The following is a 17724-nucleotide window of genomic DNA, read 5'->3' as shown; positions in this document are numbered from 1 at the left end:
GCGATGAACGTGGAGTTCAGCAGTGAGCTGTGGTTCTGGCGGGGGCCGGCGCCCTGGCACTTCATCACCGTTCCGGACGAGGAGTGCCGCGATCTGGAGACGACTGCCGCGGCGGTGAGCTACGGCTGGGGCATGATTCCGGTCACGGCCCAGATCCGGGAGACCCGGTGGAAGACGTCGCTGTTCCCGAAGGACGGGCGCTACATCGTGCCGGTGAAGGCGGGGGTGCGGAAGGCGGAAGGGCTCGACGTGGGGGACGTGGTGACCGTTCGCCTGACCGTGGAGTTCTGACCCGCCGGGTCCCCGGTAGCGGTGCTGGAGCGGCGTCGCGTGACCCTGGGCGTGTGGCGGGCGAGGATCGGCGGTGATCTGGATGTAACCGGCGGCGGTCGGTTGCTGTGACATCCACGTAACGCCTGTTTCCTACGTTTTGCGCGTTGGATCTGCCCGGTGCGGCTGCGGCGCGCCCGCTGAGAGGGAACGTCGTTCAGGCCCTGTCGAAGGGGAAGGGCCGATGACGGCGACAGACCCGGACAACGCCATCGCGCGTGTGAAGACCGTCTGCTCCTACTGCGGCGTAGGGTGCGGGATCGTCCTGGACGTGGCCCGGGGCGCGGACGGGCGGCGCCGGGTGGTCAAGGTCGCCGGCGACAAGAGCCATCCGGCCAACGCCGGTCGCCTGTGCACCAAGGGTGCGACCAGCGCCGACATGCTCGCCGCTCCCGGCCGGCTGGAACGCGCGCTCGTCCGGCCCGCCAGGGGCGTGCAGCCGGAGGAGAGCGGCATCGACGCGGCGATCACGGCGACCGCCCGGCGCCTGCGCGCGATCCTGGACGAGCACGGGCCCGACGCGCTGTCGTTCTACGTGTCCGGGCAGATGACGCTGGAGGCCCAGTACCTGGCCAACAAGCTGGCCAAGGGCTTCGTCGGCACCAACCAGATCGAGTCGAACTCGCGGCTGTGCATGGCCAGTGCGGGCAGCGGCTACAAGCTGTCGCTGGGCTCGGACGGCCCGCCCGGCTCGTACGAGGACTTCGAGCGCGCCGAGGTGTTCTTCGTCATCGGCGCGAACATGGCCGACTGCCACCCCATCCTGTTCCTGCGCATGATGGACCGCGTCAAGGCCGGCGCCAAGCTGATCGTGGTGGACCCGCGGCGCACCGCCACCGCCGCCAAGGCCGACCTGTTCCTGCAGATCCGCCCCGGCACGGACCTGGCCCTGCTCAACGGGCTGCTGCACCTGCTGGTGGAGAACGGGCACGTCGACGAGGAGTTCGTCGCCGAGCACACCCGCGGCTGGGAGGCCATGCCGGAGTTCCTGCTCGACTACCCGCCCGCCAAGGTCTCCGAGCTCACCGGCATCCCCGAGGTCGACCTGCGCCAGGCGGCCCGGTGGATCGGCGAGGCCGGCGAGTGGATGAGCTGCTGGACGATGGGCCTCAACCAGAGCACCCACGGCACCTGGAACACCAACGCGCTGTGCAACCTGCACCTGGCCACGGGCGCGATCTGCCGCCCGGGCAGCGGCCCGTTCTCGCTGACCGGCCAGCCGAACGCGATGGGCGGCCGCGAGATGGGTTACATGGGCCCCGGCCTGCCCGGCCAGCGCTCGGTGCTGGTGGAGCAGGACCGCCGGTTCGTCGAGGAGCTGTGGGGCATCGCGCCCGGAACGCTGCGTACCGACGTCGGGCAGGGCACGATCGAGATGTTCTCCCGGATGGCCGAGGGCGAGATCAAGGCATGCTGGATCATCTGCACCAACCCCGTGGCCAGCGTCGCCAACCGCAGGACCGTGATCGCGGGCCTGGAGGCCGCCGAGTTCGTCGTCACGCAGGACGTCTTCGCCGCCACCGAGACCAACGCCTACGCCGACGTGGTCCTGCCCGCCGCCCTGTGGGCCGAGACCGAAGGCGTGATGATCAACTCCGAGCGCAACCTCACCCTGCTCCGGCAGGCCGTCGAGCCGGCCGGCGAGGCGCTGCCGGACTGGATGATCATCGCCCGGGTCGCCTGCGAGATGGGGTTCGAGGACGGCTTCTCCTACTCCAGCGCGGAGGAGGTGTTCGAGGAGATCAAGCGGGCGTGGAACCCGGCGACCGGGTACGACCTGCGCGGCGTGACGTACGAGCGGCTGCGCGAGACTCCCGTGCAGTGGCCCGCCCCGCCCGGCTCCGGCGAGCGCAACCCGGTCCGCTACCTCAACGACGGCCGCGGCCGGGCGACGCTCACCCGCGAGGACGGCAGCGGACCGCGGCTGGCCTTCGCCACCCCCGACGGCCGGGCCGTCTTCTTCCCGCGCCCGCATCTGCCCGCCGCCGAGCTGCCCGACGACACCTTCCCGTACGTGCTCAACACCGGGCGGGTGCAGCACCAGTGGCACACGCTCACCAAGACGGCCAAGATCGCGAAGCTGAACAAGCTCAACCCCGGCCCGTTCGTGGAGATCAACCCGGCCGACGCCGCCGAGCACGGCATCGGCGAGGGCGACCTCGTGACGGTCTCCTCCCGGCGCGGGCGGGCCGTGTTGCCGGCGGTGGTGACGGACCGGGTCATGCCGGGCAACCTGTTCGCGCCGTTCCACTGGAACGATCTCTTCGGCGAGTACCTCAGCGTCAACGCGGTCACCAGCGACGCCGTCGACCCCATCTCCTTCCAGCCCGAGCTGAAGGTGTGCGCGGTCTCCCTCACCAAGGTCGCCCCGGACCCCGCCACGACCACTCCCGCCCCCGCGTCCGCGTCCGCGTCCGACGTTCCTACAGCCGCGACCGCCGAGGGGGCGCGGACGCCGGTCGCCGTCGGCGCGCTGCACGGCCTGTTCGGGCTCGCCGACGTGACCCCGCCGGAGCTCTCCCCGTCGGAACGCCGCTATCTGTCCGGATTCCTGTCCGGCCTGGCGAGCACCCCGCTCGACGGAGCGGACGTACCGGTGCTGCCGGATCACGCTCCCTTCGCGCCGGACCACGCCCTGTGGGTGAACGGCGCGCTGGCCGGCGCCTTCTCCCGCATCGTCCTCCCGGCGCGGCAGCCCACCGAACCGGCGCCCGCGCCCGCACCCCCGCCCGCCGAGCCGGAGACCCCCGCACGCGAGATCGTCATCCTGTGGGCCTCGCAGACGGGCAACGCCGAGGAGTTCGCCGCGGCCAGCGCCGAGCGGCTGGCGGGCGCCGGCCGCAGCGCCCGGCTGGTCAGCATGGACGACTGCGCCCCGCAGGCCCTGACGCCGGACGCGGACCTGCTGATCATCTCCAGCACGTTCGGCGACGGCGAGGCCCCCGACAACGGCACCGCGTTCTGGGAGGCGCTCGCCGAACCCGGGGCGCCGCGGCTCGACGGCGTACGCTATGCCGTCCTCGCCTTCGGCGACTCCAGCTACGACGACTTCTGCGGCCACGGCCGCCGCCTCGACCGGCGCCTGGAGGAGCTCGGCGCGCTCCGCCTCGCGCCACGCGTCGACTGCGAGCCGGACGAGCACGAACGCGCCCTGGACTGGCTCGACCAGCTCCTGTCCACCCTCGCCGCCCCCGGACCGGCGCGGAGCGAAACGAGGACGGCCGTGCCGTCCGGCACCCGCGCCACCCCCTTCACCGCGACGCTGACGGGGAACAGGCTGCTCAGCCTGCCGGGGTCGGCCAAGGAGGTCCGCCAGTTCACCTTCGACACCGGCGGCGAGCTGGCCTACCAGGCGGGCGACGCCCTCGGCGTGCTGCCCGTCAACAGCCTGGACCTGGTCATGGAGTGGCTGGCCGGCACCGGCCTCAGCCCCGCCGACACCGTCGAGCTCCCCGGCCTGGGCGCGCTGCCGCTCCGCGAGGCCCTGTACCGGCACCTCGACATCACCAGGATCACCCCCGGCCTGCTGAAGTTCGTCGCCGAACGCACCCGCGACCGCGACCTCGCCCGGCTCCTGCGCCCCGGCAACAAGGGCGAGCTGGACAAATGGGTGTGGGGCCGGCAGCCCGTGGACGTGCTCGCCGAGCTCCCCGTACGCGCCACGGCACAGGAGTGGGCCGACGTGCTCAAGCGGCTCCAACCGCGCCTGTACTCCATCTCCTCCAGCCCGCTCACCAGCCCTGACCGGATCAGCCTGACGGTCTCGGTGGTGCGCTTCCGCAACCCGCGCGGCACGAGGCGGGGCGGCGCCTGCTCGGCGTACCTGGCCGACAGCCCCGAGCAGACCACCGTTCCGGTGCACGTCCAGCCCACCACGCACTTCCGGCCGCCCTCCGACCCCGGCACCCCCATGGTGATGATCGGCCCGGGTACCGGCGTGGCCCCCTTCCTCGGCTTCCTCGACGAACGCCGGGCCCTCGGCCACCACGGCCGCAACTGGCTCTTCTTCGGCGAGCAGCGCCGCACCACCGACTTCTACTACCGCGACGAACTGGCCGCGCTGCACGACGACGGCCTGCTGACCCGCCTGGACCTGGCGTTCTCCCGAGACCAGCGGGCCAAGGTCTACGTGCAGGACCGGATGCGCGAGCACGGCGTGCAGCTGTGGAGCTGGCTGCAGGAGGGCGCGCACGTGTACGTGTGCGGCGACGCCGCCCGGATGGCCAAGGACGTCGACCAGACCCTGCGCGACATCGCGGCCCGCCACGGCGGCCTGTCCCCCGACGACGCCACCGCGTACGTCAAGCAGCTGGCCTCGACGAAACGCTACGTACGCGACGTGTACTGAAAGCGGCCGCCGCTGCTCATCGACGTGCTCCAGGCCGCGGCGGCGCTGCTCGCCGTCAGCATGGACTGCCGGGACCTGACCGAGCAGCCGGTTATGGATGTAGCACTCATGCCGGGTAGGCGTGGGTCTCGCCGGCCTTGACCGAGGCCCAGATCTGCTGGCCCGGGGTCAGGTCGAGGTCGGCCAGGGCGGCGGGGGTGATGTCGGCGAAGGCGGCGATCGGCCCGTCGAGGTGGACGCGTACGTTGTCGCCGTGCCGTTCGATGCCCTCGATGCGCGCCTGCCACAGGTTGCGCGGGCTCCCGTCCGGGCGGGTCCGGTAGAGGGCGACGGCAGCGGGCGGGAAGGCGACGAACGCGGGCCCGTCGAGCCGTTCGGAGGTGTGCAGCAGCAGCTCACCCACCTTGACCCCAGCCCCGTGCGCCACGCCGCGATACAGGTTGAGCCCGACCAGCCGGGCCACGTAGTCGGTGCGGGGATGGCGGGCCACCTCGGCGGGGGTGCCCTGCTGGACGACGGTGCCGTTCTCGATGACGATCAGCCGGTCGGCCAGCACCATCGCATCCAGGGGGTCGTGGGTGACCAGGACGGTCGCGCCGTCGAAGGCGGCCAGATGGCGGCGCAGCTGGGAGCGGATCTCCAGCCGGGTGTGGGCGTCCAGCGCGGCCAGCGGCTCGTCCAGCAGCAGCAGGCCGGGCCGCACGGCCAGCGCCCGCGCCAGCGCGACCCGCTGGGCCTGGCCGCCGGAGAGCTGGCGCGGTTTGGCGGCGGCCCGCTCGGCCAGGCCGACCCGGTCCAGCAGGGCGGCGGCCGTACGGCGGGCCTCGGCCTTGGGGACGCCCTGGCAGCGCGGCCCGAAGGCGACGTTGTCGAGCGCGGTCAGGTGCGGGAAGAGCAGGTAGTCCTGGAAGACCATGCCGATCGGACGCTGCTCGGCGGCCAGCGGGTGCAGCTCGCGGCCGTCCAGCACGATGTGGCCGCCGGACAGCGCGACGAGCCCGGCCAGGGCGCGCAACGCTGTCGTCTTGCCCGCGCCGTTGGGGCCGAGCAGCGCCACGACCTCACCCGCGGCCACCTCGAACGCGAGGTCGAGGGTGAAGGCGGCCCGGCTGACCACCAGATGAGCCTGCAGTGTCATGGGCTGCTCACCCACCGATCCCGCAGGCTGGCCAGGATGATCACGGAGACGGCCAGCAGGACGAGGCTGAGCACGATGGCCGCCTCCGGTTCGGTCTCCAGGGCCAGGTAGACGGCCAGCGGCATCGTCCGGGTGGTGCCGGGGAAGTTGCCCGCGAACGTGATCGTCGCGCCGAACTCGCCCAGCGCCCGCGCCCAGCACAACACCGCCCCGGCCACCACGCCCGGCGCGATCAGCGGCAGCGTCACCCGGCGGAAGACCGTCCAGCGGGAGGCGCCCAGCGTGGCGGCGGCCTCCTCGAAGCGCCGGTCGGCGCCACGCAGCGCCCCCTCCACGCTGATCACCAGGAACGGCATCGCCACGAACGCCTCCGCGACGACCACCCCCGCCGTGGTGAACGGCAGCGTGACCCCCAGCGACGACTCCAGCCACTGCCCGACCAGCCCGCGCCGCCCCAGCACCAGCAGCAGCGCCACGCCGCCGACCACCGGCGGCAGCACCAGCGGGACGGTCACCAGCGCCCGCACCACCCGCCGCCCCGGGAAGTCCACCCTCGCCAGCAGCCACGCCAGCGGCACCCCGAACACCAGGCACAGAGCCGTCGCGATGGTCGCGCACACCAGCGACAGCCGCAACGCCTCCAGCACCTGCGGCTCGGCCAGCCGCTCCAGCAGCGTGGACCAGGGCGCGCGGACCAGCAGCCCGGCCAGCGGCAACACCAGGAAGGCCAGACCTGCCAGCGCGGGCACGACCAGCATCCACGGCAACCGCCCGGAAGCCTGACGGGCCGGGCGACCGGCGGACCCGGCTTTCGGGTCCGCCCGGCCGGCGCGCTGCGGATCGGTCATGCGGACTGGCTGCTGGTCACGCGCTCGTGACCGGGGACCTCGACGACGACGTTCGTGGACTTGATCACGGCGACCGCCACCACCCCCGCCTCCAGGCCCAGCTCGTCGGCGGCCTGGCGGCTCATCAGCGACACCACCCGGAACGGCCCGGCGGCGATCTCCACCTGCGCCATCACCGCGTCCCGGATCACCTCGGTCACGATCCCGCGGAAGCGGTTACGCGCCGAGGAACGGCTGCCGCTCTCGATCTCCTCCACCTGGGCCCGGGCGAAGGCGGCCAGGTCGGCGCCGTTCACCTGCCGATGACCGTGCTCGTCCCGCTCGGCCGCCAGCCGCCCCGCGTCCACCCACCGGCGGACGGTGTCGGCGCTGACCCCGAGCAGCGCCGCGGCCTCGCTGATCCGAAACGTCGTCATAGGCCCTCACCATACCTTTCGCACATTCCAGCCAAAGTACGGCTCAGCCCTGGCACCCACGGCGCCCGGCCGGCCGGTCCACCCGCCCTACCAGCATCTCGGCCGATCCACGAGTCATCCGGCGCTCATCCACGTGAGCTCGTGAGGATGACCAGCTGCTGGGTCGCTCGGGTCATCGCCACATAGCGGTCGACCGCTCCTTCGATGCCCTCGCCGAACGCCTCCGGGTCGACGAGAACGACCAGGTCGAACTCGAGCCCCTTCGACAGCTCCGGCGTCAGCGACCGGACGCGGGACGTCCCCTGGAAGGTGGGATCACCGATCACGCAGGCGATCCCGTCGGCATGCGCGGCGAGCCACGTGTCGAGGATCGAATTCAGCTCCGAAACGGACCCGTGTACGACGGGCACGTCGGTGCTGCGGATGGAGGTCGGCACGTTGGCGTCCGGGAGCGCGGCCCGGATGACCGGCTCGGCCTCCGCCATGATCGCTTCCGGCGTACGGTAGTTGACGGTCAGGGATGCCAGCTTGACGCGGTCGAGCCCGACCCGCTCCAGCCGTTCCTGCCACGACTCCGTGAACCCGTGCCTGGCCTGGGCCCGGTCCCCGACGATGGTGAAGCTCCGGGACGGGCACCGGAGCAGCAGCATCTGCCATTCGGCGTCGGTCAGCTCCTGGGCCTCGTCCACCACGATGTGCGCGAACGGGCCGGCGAGCTGGTCCGGTTCGATGCCGGGCGATGCGGTCTCGTCGACCAGGGCGTCCTGCAGGTCCCGGCCGAGCAGCATCGTCACCGCGCCTTCGCCGTCGTCGTCGGCTTCGAGCAGGTTGTCGACGACCCTGGCCATGCGCTCGCGTTCGGCGGCCACGGAGGCTTCCTGCCGCCGCTTGCGCCGCGCCGCCTCCGGGTCGCCGAGGCGCTGCCGCGCCGCGTCCAGGAGCGGCAGGTCGGACACCGTCCAGGCCTGGGGGTCGGCGCGCTGCAACCGCCGTACCTCGTCGGCGCTGAGCCAGGGAGCGCACATCCGCAGGTAGGCGGGCACCGACCACAGGTCTCCGACGAGGTCGGCCGCTTCGATCAGCGGCCAGGCGCGGTTGAACGTCGTGAGCAGCTCCCTGTTCCGCAGCAGCGACTTGCGGAGCAGGTCGGCAGAGATGTCCTCCTCGTCGTGCTTGTCCGCCAGGATCGTGAGCAGTTCCTCCCAGATCTGGTCGCGCGCCTCGTTGTGCGGGGTGCCGGGCTCCGCCGCCTCGAACGCCTCGGCCCAGTCCTCGGGGCTCAGCCAGATGTCGGACCAGTGGGTCGTGACCGTCATCCCCTTGGTCGGCGGGTTCTCGTAGAACCTGACGGCCGGCTCGATCGCCTTGACCAGGTCCGCGGACGACTTCAGGCGGGCCACGTCCGGGTCCGTCTCGATCGCCGCCGTGGCCCCCTCGGCGACGAGGTCACGCAGGGTGCAGGTCTGCACGCCCTCCTCGCCGAGGCTGGGGAGCACGTCGGCGACGTAGGCCAGGTACGGCTGGTGCGGACCGACGAACAGCACGCCACCCCGGCGGTGACCGAGGCGCGGGTCGGAGTAGAGGAGATACGCGGAGCGGTGCAGCGCGACGACGGTCTTGCCCGTACCCGGACCGCCGTCCACGACGAGAGCGCCGCTGGATCCCGCGCGGATGATGGCGTCCTGGTCGGCCTGGATGGTGCCGAGCACGTCCCGCATCCGTGGCGACCGGCTGCCGCCCAGGCTGGCGATGAAGGCGGACTGGTCGTCGAGCGCGGCCTGGTGCCCTTCGAACCCGTCCGAGGTGAACACCTCGTCCCAGTAGTCGCTGATCCGGCCCCGGGTCCAGCGGTACCTGCGGCGGCTCGCCAGGCCCATCGGGTTGCCGTGGGTGGCTCCGAAGAACGGCTCGGCCGCGGGGGAACGCCAGTCGAGCAGCAGCCGGCGGCCCTCGCTGTCGGTGAGGCCGAGCCGCCCGATGTACACCGGTTCGGGGTCGTCCGCGCTGACCATGTGTCCGAGGCACAGGTCCAGGCCGAACCGGCGCAGTGCACGCAGGCGAGCGGACAGCCGGTGGATCTCCAGGTCCCGGTCCAGCGCCGCCCGCCCCTTTCCGCCGGGCGCCTTGCGCTCGGCGTCGAGGCGGCCGGACAGCTCGGCGATCGACTGCTCAAGGCTCTGCGCGATGGCCGCGAAGTGCCGCTCGTCGCCGGCGATCAGCGCCGGGTCGGCCTTGGGCGCAAGATGCTCGGGCAGGTCGAACGCGCCGGTGGTCAGGGGATTCAAGTCATCAGCTCCGTTTTGAGGTCGCTTGCGAAGGTTGGCGTCTGGCCCGGCGTGACGTGGCCCCGTGGCCGTCACGGCTCGCCAGGGTGCGTACGTGGGTCCTGGCCGCGCGTGACTACACGGACGCGGACGCCCTTTCCTGGCTGACCACGTCGAGCAGCAGCTTCGCGGCCACCGCCGCCCCGTCGGTGCGGATCGTGCCGGCCACGGCGGCCGCTCGTACGCGGGTCTCGGGGGCCAGGGCCGTCCTGAGCGCGGCCGGCAGGGACTCGGCGGTCGGAGCCGGACCGTCGTGTGCCGCGCCGATGCCCAGGTCAGCCACCCGAGCGGCCCAGTACGGCTGGTCCGCCGCCTGGGGCACCACCACCTGAGGCGCGCCGGCCAGCGCGGCCGTCGTCGTGGTGCCCGCCCCGCCGTGGTGCACGACGGCGGCCACCCGGCCGAACAGCGCCTGCTGGTTGACCTCGCCCACGACGAAGCAGTCGTCCCGGTCGTCGATCAGGGCCAGGTCGGCCCAGCCACGCCTGACGAGCGCGCGGCGGCCCTGCGCCCGGACCGCCTCGATGGCCACCCGGGCGACGTCCTTCGAAGCGTGCATGGGCATGCTGCCGAAGCCCACGTACACCGGCGGTTCGCCGGCGTCCAGGAACGCCACCAGCTCGGCCGGGAGCGGGCGGGTGTCCGGCAGGATCCACGCGCCGGTCTGTACGACGTCGAGCTCCGGCGTCGCCCGCCACGGGTCCAGGGCCGGGTCCGTCGCCAGCCACGGCTGGTCGCCGATGACGTAGTCGCGGACGTCGTCCACCGGTGGCAGGCCGTTCGACGCCCGGTTGGTGTTGAGCGCGGCGCCGAACAGCTCGTTGATGCTCTGGGCGTCCAGGTCCCACAGCACCCGGTTGTCGGTCACCTCCGGCGGGAACGGCCGGCCCGCGTACGCCAGCGGCGGGCGGTCCGGCGACGGCAGGGTGAGCTGCTGGAACGTCACGGACACGGAGCGGATGCCGAGCTTCTCGGCCACCGACCGCGCACCTGCGGCGGCCGGCATCATGCCGGTCGCCACCAGCACGTCACATCCCTCGGCCGCCGCCGTGACCGCCTCGAACTGGCCGGCGATCAACTCGGCCGCGCGCTGCGGCAGCGATGACGGGGCCGGCGCCGCGGTCGTCAGCGCCCGCGCCGACCTTCCGACCGGCACGAACCGCACGCCGACCCCGGCCAGCCGCTGCGCGAACTCCTCGTCCGGCGGCGCGCACACCCGCACCTCCGCGCCGAGCTCCCGCAGCCGCGCCGCGAGTGCCGCCATCGGTTCGACGTCCCCGCGCGACCCGTACGTCGACAACACCACACGCACTTCGCGTCCCCCATTTCCGCAGCTTCTGGCCTCGGCGGACGATTCTGCGGCATGACCCGGGTCTTGTGGCAAGCCCCCCGGTGCGCTATACGTTGAGAGTGGAAAGGTGCAGGCACTCCCCTTTCCCCGCCTCAGAGAAGCTCATCCAGTAGCCGGTAGTAGTACAGCCGATCCTCCTCGATGTGGTCGACGAGGCCGTAGGCGGAAACGAACTCCTCCCAGGCCGCCGGGCCGTGGTCCTCGTACAGGTCCCGGTGCGCGATGGCGAGGTCACGGTACCGGTCGGCCACCCCCAGCGCCGGAAGATCGATGACGACGGGCTCTCCCGAGGCAGGCAGCAGCACGTTGGACGGCGTGTAGTCCCCGTGCGCGACGACGAGATCCTCCACGCGGGGGCGGGTGGCCAGCAGCCGTTCGTGGACCGTCTCGGGGGTCAGCCCGAGATGGTCGGCATCGAAGTCGTCCGGGTCGACCAGGCCGTCACGGACGTTGGCGGCGGCGCGTTCGAGCACCACCGGGAGCCGGCCGTCGAAGGGGCAGCCGGCGACGGGCAGCTCGTGCAGCAGGCGCAGCGTCCGGCCCAGCACGGCGCCCATGTCGGCGGGCGCGGCGGCCTCCAGGGACGGGGCCCCCACGTCGGCGAGGACGAGGAAAGGGTCGTGGAAGGCGACCACGTCAGGGACGGGGACGCGTCCGTGGAGCCAGCGCAGTCGCAGGTGCTCGGCCCTGGCGAGGGGGCCGTGCTTGACGTAGAAGACCTTCGACCCCGACCTGACCCTCAGGGCGGTACCGCTGGCTCCTTCGTGATCAGACGACCAGGACGCGTCATCCTCGATCAGCCGGCGAAGTTGATCAGGAAGCTGCATGGATCACATTCTCCGATGCCCTCCTGAGTTCGGTGACCGCGTGGACCGGGTCGCCCTTCAGGACGACGGTGGGGTTCCAGGTCCCCTCGGTGAGGGTGTTCGTCACGACGTACTTCGGCAGGGTGAAACACTTCCGGCGCGTCGGGGTCGGGCGGGACGACCTCGTGGACGGCCCCGGCCAGATAGCCGCCTTCATGGAGGACCGGCCCGATCGCCGTTCCCCCGGCGGCCGTCCGCAGGGGCTCGGGCAGCCGCGGGGTCAGCGCGGTGGCGGCGTCCAGCTGCAGCCTGTGCCCGGGCAGGAGTTCGAGGGCGGCCAGGGAACGGACCGCGAAGTCCTGCATCGGGCCCTCCCGCAGGACGCCCACACCACGCGCCGCATCGTGAAGTCCTCCGGGTGCTCGGCCAGGTGGCGGCGGGCGGGTTCGCCGGCGAAGGTGAGCCCCCGGCGGCGGCGGAACTCGTCGGCGGCCGCCTGGTCTGGGATCGACTCGGGAACCCCTGACGCCGTTCGGCACGCCCTGGGGCGCTGTCCGCGATCTTCGATCCCCCGATGTTCCGGCGGATCGACAGCTTCGGCATCGCGCCCGGGTGGGGCATCGCCCGTTCCGACCCTCCCGATGAGGCGTTCGACCTCGTACACGCGCGCCTGGTGCTGGTACACGTCGCCGACCGCTCTGGAGGACGCCGACCCCGCGCTGCAACCGCTGAGCTCCCCGTACGAGCAGGGGGAGCGCGAGCGGCTGGCCAACCGGATCTTCCCGATCGCCTCCCCCGCCTGCGACCTGGCGACCGCGCCCATGGTGTCGGCCTGGGGACGCGCTCCTGAGCGAACCGCCCTCAAATGGGCGCGTAATCCTTGCCGCGCATCCGCGAATGCGAATTAGCCGGAACCAGCGTCATGACATGTCTCCCGACATGCAAAAAAACGCCAAAATATCTGCTCGACAATTGCCCGTTGAAAGGTTTCGAATTTGACAGGTTATTGGGGTTCATTGAGGTGAATGAGACAATCCTTGCGGGTATGTACGTTTCTGTCTGAATGCCTACCTAGATGTGGGTGTCGGATTTCGCGTCGATTTATTCATGAACGGAAACGAGAGCACGTGAATACTGAAATTCGGCAGTTGCCGACGTCGCGCACCAGGCGTATCGCAAAACTGGCTCTGGCCGCTTCCGCCACCGGCCTCATGTTCGTTCCGCTCGGCCAGGCAGTGGCGAGCGCGACCGCGGGGTACGTCCCGACTCAGCCGGCCGCGGGCTGCGCGAGCGAATGGGGCGTGTGCGACGTCCTCTGGTGGGGTCGTGAGGAGAAGTCCGAGCACGAGAAGTCCGAGCACGAGAAGAAGTTCGGCCACGACGACTTCGGCCACGACAAATTCGACCACGACGAGTTCGAGCACGAGAAGAAGTTCGAGCACGACGAGAACGAACACGAGAAGAAGTTCGAGCACGACGAGAACGAACACGACAAGAAGTTCGAGCACGACGAGAACGAGCGCGACAAGAAGTTCGAGCACGACGAGAACGAACACGAGAAGAAGTTCGACCGCGACAAGTCCGAGCACGACAAGAAGTTCGACCGGGACAAGAAGTTCGACCGCTTCAAGTTCGACCACGTCAGGATCGACCACCTCAAGTTCGACCATGACAAGAAGTCCGAGCACGAGAAGAAGATCGACCGCGACAGGGACGAGCGCGAGAAGAAGTTCAAGCGCGACAGGGACGAGCGCGACAAGAAGTTCGAGCACGAAGAGTCCGAGCACGACAAGAAGTTCGAGCACGACGAGAACGAACACGACAAGAAGTTCGAGCACGACGAGGACGAGCACGACAAGAAGTTCGAGCACGACCGGAAGTTCGAGCACGACCGGAAGTTCGACCACCACCACGACTGGTAAGTCGTAGCGCACGGTACAGACCAAGGTGAGCAGGCCCGCCCGGGGACGAGCTCGGCGACGACGTCCTCCCTCACGGCCGAGGGCATCCCCTGGCGCTGTGACCGGCGATTGAGTCGAAATCGCTCTCGGCCGCCCCGAAAAGGCGGATGACAAATGCCGTGGCAAATCATTTTGCCACGGCATTTGTCGCTTGACGCCATTCGGGTTTTGCACCGACCGTACCCGTGTCACCCAACCGGGTAGCCGATCTCCTGAAGGTCGGCCCGGACGTCGCGCAGGCCGTCGTCGCCTGCCCGGTCACCTGAGGCGGCGCCCATCCTCCAGGGGCGGCACGAAGCCGACGCGCGCCGCGATTCCCTGCAGGGAATCGCGCGACCGCAGGCGAATCCGCACACTGCTGTGCATGAGCAACCCACTCGATATCAAGCAATGCGCCGACCGCTACGTCGCCCAGTGGAACGAACCCGATCCGGCGGCGCGGGCCGCGCTCATCCGCGAAGTGTGGGCGCTTGACGGGGTCCAGGTGCTGGTCGACCCGCCCCAGGAGATCCGTGAGGCCGCCACGGGGCTGGCGTTCGCGGTGCCGCCACTGGAGGTCCGGGGTCACGACGCCTTGAACGCCAGGGTGACCCGCGCGTACGAGATGTTCGTGGCGTCGGGCGAGCACGTCTTCGAGTGCGCCGAAGCGGCGTCCCTCCTCCCCCATGTGCTCAGCATCCGGTGGTCGATGGTGTCGACCCACACGGGACAGGCCGTCGGCGGCGGCCTGGACATCCTCGCCCTGGACAGCGATGGCCGGATCCGCACCGACCACCAGTTCATCGGAGCGAATTGATGCGCTTCACCAGGATCATCCGCATGGAGGACGGCAGATCAGCGTTCGAGGACGGCGAGATCGCATTGGAACACCGGCAGGTGGCCGATGGGGTGCCGGCCATGGCCGTCGGTGAGCTGGCGTCGAGAAACGGCGTGCAGTTCCTGCGCAGTGCCGCGTTCGACAGCACCGCGCATCCGGCCCCCCGTGAGCAGTGGGTGGTGATGCTGCGCGGGGCGATCGAGGTGACGGTCAGCGACGGCAGCCGGCGTCGCTTCGGCCCCGGCGACCTCGTACTCGCCGCCGACACCACGGGGATGGGGCACGTCACGACCGGCGTCGGCGACCCGCCGTTCGAGGCGCTGTTCATCCCCGTCTGACCGCCGGCGCGAGTTGATGACCATGGACGGCCGGGCACGACGAGAGGCCCTTCCCCGCGTTTCCGCGGGCAAAGGGCCTCTTTTCGATTGGCGACCGCACTCGTCATCGCATCAAGCGGCGTCGAGGGCTGCGGTGATCTTGCGGATCATGTCGGCCAGGGTGGGGCTGGGCCGGCCCTGGTGGGTACGGGCGGCCGCTTCGACGGCGACATTGACGGTGTTGCGGAAGTCGTCCGCCTCGGCCGGGGCCTGCTTGTTGAGCAGGCTCATGGTTGCCGTCAGGGCCGGCAGCACGTGGTCGGCGAGTTCGGCCACGGACTTGCCGTTCAGCTTGATGTCCCTGGTCTTCGCGGCGAGCACGTGCCCGATGGGGCCGGTCGCGGAGGCCAGGGCGATGGAGCCCTCGGTGGCGACCTTGTGGGGCGAGCCGGTGGCGTCCGCGGCGGCCAGCAGCGAGACGGCGCCGTAGGCGGCGGTGCGCAGGGTGGTCTTGTCCTGGTCGGTCAGGGTGAGGGACATGGTGGTGTGCTCCTTTACGGGGTGCTGCCGGGATTCGGGGTCAGGCGTCGATGGCCTGGTAGAGGGTGGTCCAGAAGTCGTGGATCAGCCGCGCCGAGTTCGGGACGGACATGCCGACCTGGGTGAGCAGGATTCCGGTGAGCTGCTTGCCGGGGTCGGCGTAGGTCGAGGTGCCGGCGCCACCGTCCCAGCCGAACTGGCCGACGGAGGCGTAGTCGCCGCGGTAGGTGCGTACCGCCATCCCGAAGCCCCAGCCGCCGTGCTGGCCCTGGCCGAAGGAGACATGGACGTTGTCGCGGGCCATGGCGTTGCGGGCGGCGTTCTGCTCGGGGGTGAGGCGGTCGGTGGTCATCAGCTCGACGGCGGGCCGCGACAGGATCCGCTCGCCGCCGTGCATGCCGCCGTTGAGCAGCATCCGGAAGTAGGCGTGGTAGTCGTCGGCGGTGGAGGCCAGCCCGCCACCGCCGCCCGGGAACGCCGGAGCCTGGCTCCACCGCCCGCCCTTGGCCTCGTCCCACACGTGGAACTCGCCGCTCTGCGGGTCGGGGGCGTACAGGGTCGGCAGCCGGTCGATCTTGTCCTCGGGCACGTGGAAGCCGGTGTCGGCCATCCCCAGCGGCTCGAAGATGCGCTCCCGCAGGAACTCCTCGAACGGCTGCCCCGTCACCCTGGCCACCAGCACGCCGACCAGATCGTTGCTGATGTGGTACTGCCAGCGCTCGCCCGGCTGGTGCATCAGCGGCAGCTCGCCCAGGCGGCGCATCCACTCGTCCGGTTCGGGCATCGGCACCGGCAGGTCGGGGGTGAGCCCCCGCTCGAAGATCGCGTTCATGATCGGCGTGCCCAGCGACGTCATGTCCATGCCGAGCCCGAACGTGGAGGTCAGCACGTCCCGTACGGTGATCGGCCGGCGCGCCGGCACGGTGTCGTCCAACGGGCTGTCGATCCGCTTCAGCACCCGCCGGTCGGCCAGCTCCGGCAGCCACGGCTCCACCGGGTCGTCCAGCCGCAGCCGGCACTCGTCCAGCAGCACCATCGCCGCCGCCATCGAGACCGGCTTCGACGTGGAGGCCATCCGGAAGATCGTGTCCCGGCGCATCGGCGCGCCACCGTCATGACGCATCGTCCCGATCGCCTCGACGTGCGTCTCATCACCACGGCCGACCAGGGCGACCAGCCCGGGGATCGCCCCCGACTCGACATGCCGCACCAGCACCTCACGCAGCCGGCGCAGTCCCGCCTCGGAGAAGCCGCTGTTGCTGTGTCCCATCATCATTCTCCTTGAATACGGTGTTCGATCTGGCCCAGCTCGCAGCTCCGGGGCCGCGATCGCTGAACCGTTCATGGCATTCACTGTCGCGGACCGCTCTGATACCGGGCCGTCGCCGTCCTGACACCGCCACTGACACGCAGCTGCTGGAGCGGCGCGGTTCACTGGGCGGTCAGGCGCATCCGCTGGATGTCGACCCCGACGGGGGAGATCGTGGCCTCCAGACCGTCCTCGGGCACGCGCCAGCGGCCGGGGACGGCCTCCCGCAGCGCCCGGATGGCGACGGCCGCCTGGCCGGCGGCGAGTCGCAGGCCCAGGCAGACGTGGATGCCCGTGCCGAAGGACAGGTGCGGGTTGGGGTCGCGGGTGGCGTCGAACGCGTCGGGGGCGGCGAACACCAGCGGATCCCGGTTGGCCCGGCGGATCGAGGCCACCACCCGCGCACCGCGTGGAATCGTGACGCCGTCCACGTCCACCCGGGTGGTGGTGAAGCGTTCCGTGCCGCCCACCGGCGGCAGGTAGCGCAGCACCTCCTCCACCAGGCCCGGCGTCGGCGCCGCGGGGAAGCGTTCCAGGCACAGGACGGCGTGATAGATCAGCCTGGTGGTCGTCTCGTGGCCCATGACGATGAGCGTGGTGACCAGATCGAGCAGTTCGCTCTCGTCGAGCGCCGCCGCCAGGGCCGGGATCAGGCCACCCGCCGGCTTGGCGACCACCTCGCGGATGCAGGTACGTAGTTCGGCCAGGTCCTGGTGGAAGCGCGCCTGCCGTACGGGATCCTCGGCGTTGGCACCGGCGAACTCGGAGATCGTGATCGTCCAGCGGACGAAGTCGGCCCTGCGTTCCGGCGAGATCCCGAGCAGCCCGGCGAGCGTGGCGACCGTCAGCGGCGAAGCGAACCCCTCCACCACCTCACCAGCGCCGCCGACCAGCAGCGTCCTGGCGGTCTCGGCGATGGAGGGCTCCAGGGCCGACACCGCGCGGGGAGTGAAGACCCTGGCCACCAGGCGGCGCAGCTCGTGATGGCGGGGCGGGTCCAGCGACGGCAGGCTGCGTAACACGGGATTGTCGCGGTGAGGTGCCGGATGTGCGCCGTGGGCCAGTTCGTCGGAGGAGAAGGCGGCGTGGTCGCCGAGGACCCTGCGGACGTCGGCGTGCCGGGAGACCACCCACGCCTCGAACCGCTCGTCGAACTGGACCGGGCCGGGCGCGGGTGGAGGGGCGAAGATGCGTTCCTTGACAGACATGCGCCCCACCC

General features: G+C 71.0%; 15 protein-coding genes. 6 read left to right on the top strand and 9 right to left on the bottom strand.

Annotated elements, in window-relative coordinates; all coding sequences use genetic code 11:
* Positions 1 to 3 precede the first annotated feature (3 nt).
* Both HD596_RS16665 and HD596_RS16660 read left to right on the top strand, forming a co-directional pair.
* Positions 4 to 291, top strand: a complete 288-nt coding sequence (locus tag HD596_RS16665) for a DUF1905 domain-containing protein (RefSeq protein ID WP_185070116.1) — start codon at positions 4 to 6, stop codon at positions 289 to 291.
* A gap of 223 nt (positions 292 to 514) precedes the next feature.
* A complete protein-coding gene (locus HD596_RS16660; protein ID WP_185070115.1) occupies positions 515 to 4678 on the top strand; it encodes a bifunctional nitrate reductase/sulfite reductase flavoprotein subunit alpha in 4164 nt (1387 codons plus the stop codon).
* Positions 4679 to 4784: 106 nt separating this feature from the next.
* Here HD596_RS16660 and HD596_RS16655 read toward each other — a convergent pair whose 3' ends face one another.
* The 6 genes from HD596_RS16655 to HD596_RS16630 form a co-directional block, all read right to left on the bottom strand.
* Positions 4785 to 5816 carry an ABC transporter ATP-binding protein gene (locus HD596_RS16655; RefSeq protein ID WP_185070114.1) on the bottom strand — a complete coding sequence of 344 codons (1032 nt, stop codon included), beginning with the start codon at positions 5814 to 5816 and terminating at the stop codon, positions 4785 to 4787.
* Positions 5813 to 6664 carry an ABC transporter permease gene (locus HD596_RS16650; protein WP_185070113.1) on the bottom strand — a complete coding sequence of 284 codons (852 nt, stop codon included), beginning with the start codon at positions 6662 to 6664 and terminating at the stop codon, positions 5813 to 5815. The genes HD596_RS16655 and HD596_RS16650 overlap by 4 nt, the downstream gene beginning before the upstream one ends.
* Entirely contained in the window at positions 6661 to 7080 is a 420-nt protein-coding gene (locus HD596_RS16645) for a TOBE domain-containing protein (RefSeq protein ID WP_185070112.1), read from the bottom strand. The genes HD596_RS16650 and HD596_RS16645 overlap by 4 nt, the downstream gene beginning before the upstream one ends.
* Before the next feature lie 125 nt (positions 7081 to 7205).
* On the bottom strand, positions 7206 to 9365 hold the full coding sequence (helR, locus tag HD596_RS16640) for an RNA polymerase recycling motor ATPase HelR (RefSeq protein WP_185070111.1): 2160 nt from the start codon (positions 9363 to 9365) through the stop codon (positions 7206 to 7208).
* Between the two features lie 115 nt (positions 9366 to 9480).
* Positions 9481 to 10716: a glycosyltransferase gene (locus HD596_RS16635; protein WP_185070110.1), complete on the bottom strand. Its 1236-nt coding sequence runs from the start codon at positions 10714 to 10716 to the stop codon at positions 9481 to 9483.
* A 131-nt stretch (positions 10717 to 10847) separates the two neighbouring features.
* On the bottom strand, positions 10848 to 11582 hold the full coding sequence (locus HD596_RS16630; protein WP_185070109.1) for an aminoglycoside 3'-phosphotransferase: 735 nt from the start codon (positions 11580 to 11582) through the stop codon (positions 10848 to 10850).
* A gap of 620 nt (positions 11583 to 12202) precedes the next feature.
* On the opposite strand from HD596_RS16630, the gene HD596_RS16625 reads away from it, so the two are divergent.
* The 4 genes from HD596_RS16625 to HD596_RS16610 all read left to right on the top strand — a co-directional run bounded on the left by HD596_RS16625 (position 12203) and on the right by HD596_RS16610 (position 14677).
* Positions 12203 to 12469: a hypothetical protein gene (locus HD596_RS16625; RefSeq protein WP_221519359.1), complete on the top strand. Its 267-nt coding sequence runs from the start codon at positions 12203 to 12205 to the stop codon at positions 12467 to 12469.
* 219 nt (positions 12470 to 12688) lie between these two features.
* Positions 12689 to 13483: a hypothetical protein gene (locus HD596_RS16620; protein ID WP_185070108.1), complete on the top strand. Its 795-nt coding sequence runs from the start codon at positions 12689 to 12691 to the stop codon at positions 13481 to 13483.
* 403 nt (positions 13484 to 13886) lie between these two features.
* The gene (locus HD596_RS16615; RefSeq protein ID WP_185070107.1) at positions 13887 to 14318 is read left to right on the top strand and encodes a hypothetical protein; all 432 of its coding nucleotides are present in this window, start codon (positions 13887 to 13889) and stop codon (positions 14316 to 14318) included.
* Positions 14318 to 14677, top strand: coding sequence for a cupin domain-containing protein (locus HD596_RS16610; RefSeq protein ID WP_185070106.1), 360 nt, complete (start codon positions 14318 to 14320; stop codon positions 14675 to 14677). Before HD596_RS16615 ends, HD596_RS16610 begins: the two co-directional genes overlap by 1 nt.
* Positions 14678 to 14788: 111 nt before the next feature.
* Here HD596_RS16610 and HD596_RS16605 read toward each other — a convergent pair whose 3' ends face one another.
* The 3 genes from HD596_RS16605 to HD596_RS16595 form a co-directional block, all read right to left on the bottom strand.
* The gene (locus tag HD596_RS16605; RefSeq protein ID WP_185070105.1) at positions 14789 to 15196 is read right to left on the bottom strand and encodes a hypothetical protein; all 408 of its coding nucleotides are present in this window, start codon (positions 15194 to 15196) and stop codon (positions 14789 to 14791) included.
* A gap of 40 nt (positions 15197 to 15236) precedes the next feature.
* Complete coding sequence (locus tag HD596_RS16600; protein WP_185070104.1) at positions 15237 to 16466, bottom strand: serine hydrolase domain-containing protein; 1230 nt, start codon at positions 16464 to 16466, stop codon at positions 15237 to 15239.
* 161 nt (positions 16467 to 16627) lie between these two features.
* Positions 16628 to 17713 carry a cytochrome P450 gene (locus tag HD596_RS16595; RefSeq protein WP_185070103.1) on the bottom strand — a complete coding sequence of 362 codons (1086 nt, stop codon included), beginning with the start codon at positions 17711 to 17713 and terminating at the stop codon, positions 16628 to 16630.
* Between the last annotated feature and the right edge of the window lie 11 nt (positions 17714 to 17724).

Origin of the sequence: Nonomuraea jabiensis (assembly GCF_014204795.1) — a bacterium.
Classification (GTDB): Bacteria; Actinomycetota; Actinomycetes; order Streptosporangiales; family Streptosporangiaceae; genus Nonomuraea; species Nonomuraea jabiensis.
This window is presented reverse-complemented; position numbering and strand designations above follow the sequence as displayed.

Bases quoted from the DNA above. Each gene is read 5' to 3' on its own strand.
- HD596_RS16665 (WP_185070116.1), top strand. From the start codon at position 4: ATGAACGTGGAGTTCAGCAGTGAGCTGTGGTTCTGGCGGGGGCCGGCG.
- HD596_RS16630 (WP_185070109.1), bottom strand. From the start codon at position 11,582: ATGCAGCTTCCTGATCAACTTCGCCGGCTGATCGAGGATGACGCGTCC.
- HD596_RS16600 (WP_185070104.1), bottom strand. From the start codon at position 16,466: ATGGGACACAGCAACAGCGGCTTCTCCGAGGCGGGACTGCGCCGGCTG.
- HD596_RS16595 (WP_185070103.1), bottom strand. From the start codon at position 17,713: ATGTCTGTCAAGGAACGCATCTTCGCCCCTCCACCCGCGCCCGGCCCG.
- HD596_RS16650 (WP_185070113.1), bottom strand. From the start codon at position 6,664: ATGACCGATCCGCAGCGCGCCGGCCGGGCGGACCCGAAAGCCGGGTCC.
- HD596_RS16655 (WP_185070114.1), bottom strand. From the start codon at position 5,816: ATGACACTGCAGGCTCATCTGGTGGTCAGCCGGGCCGCCTTCACCCTC.
- HD596_RS16615 (WP_185070107.1), top strand. From the start codon at position 13,887: ATGAGCAACCCACTCGATATCAAGCAATGCGCCGACCGCTACGTCGCC.
- HD596_RS16625 (WP_221519359.1), top strand. From the start codon at position 12,203: ATGAGGCGTTCGACCTCGTACACGCGCGCCTGGTGCTGGTACACGTCG.
- HD596_RS16645 (WP_185070112.1), bottom strand. From the start codon at position 7,080: ATGACGACGTTTCGGATCAGCGAGGCCGCGGCGCTGCTCGGGGTCAGC.
- HD596_RS16605 (WP_185070105.1), bottom strand. From the start codon at position 15,196: ATGTCCCTCACCCTGACCGACCAGGACAAGACCACCCTGCGCACCGCC.
- HD596_RS16660 (WP_185070115.1), top strand. From the start codon at position 515: ATGACGGCGACAGACCCGGACAACGCCATCGCGCGTGTGAAGACCGTC.
- HD596_RS16610 (WP_185070106.1), top strand. From the start codon at position 14,318: ATGCGCTTCACCAGGATCATCCGCATGGAGGACGGCAGATCAGCGTTC.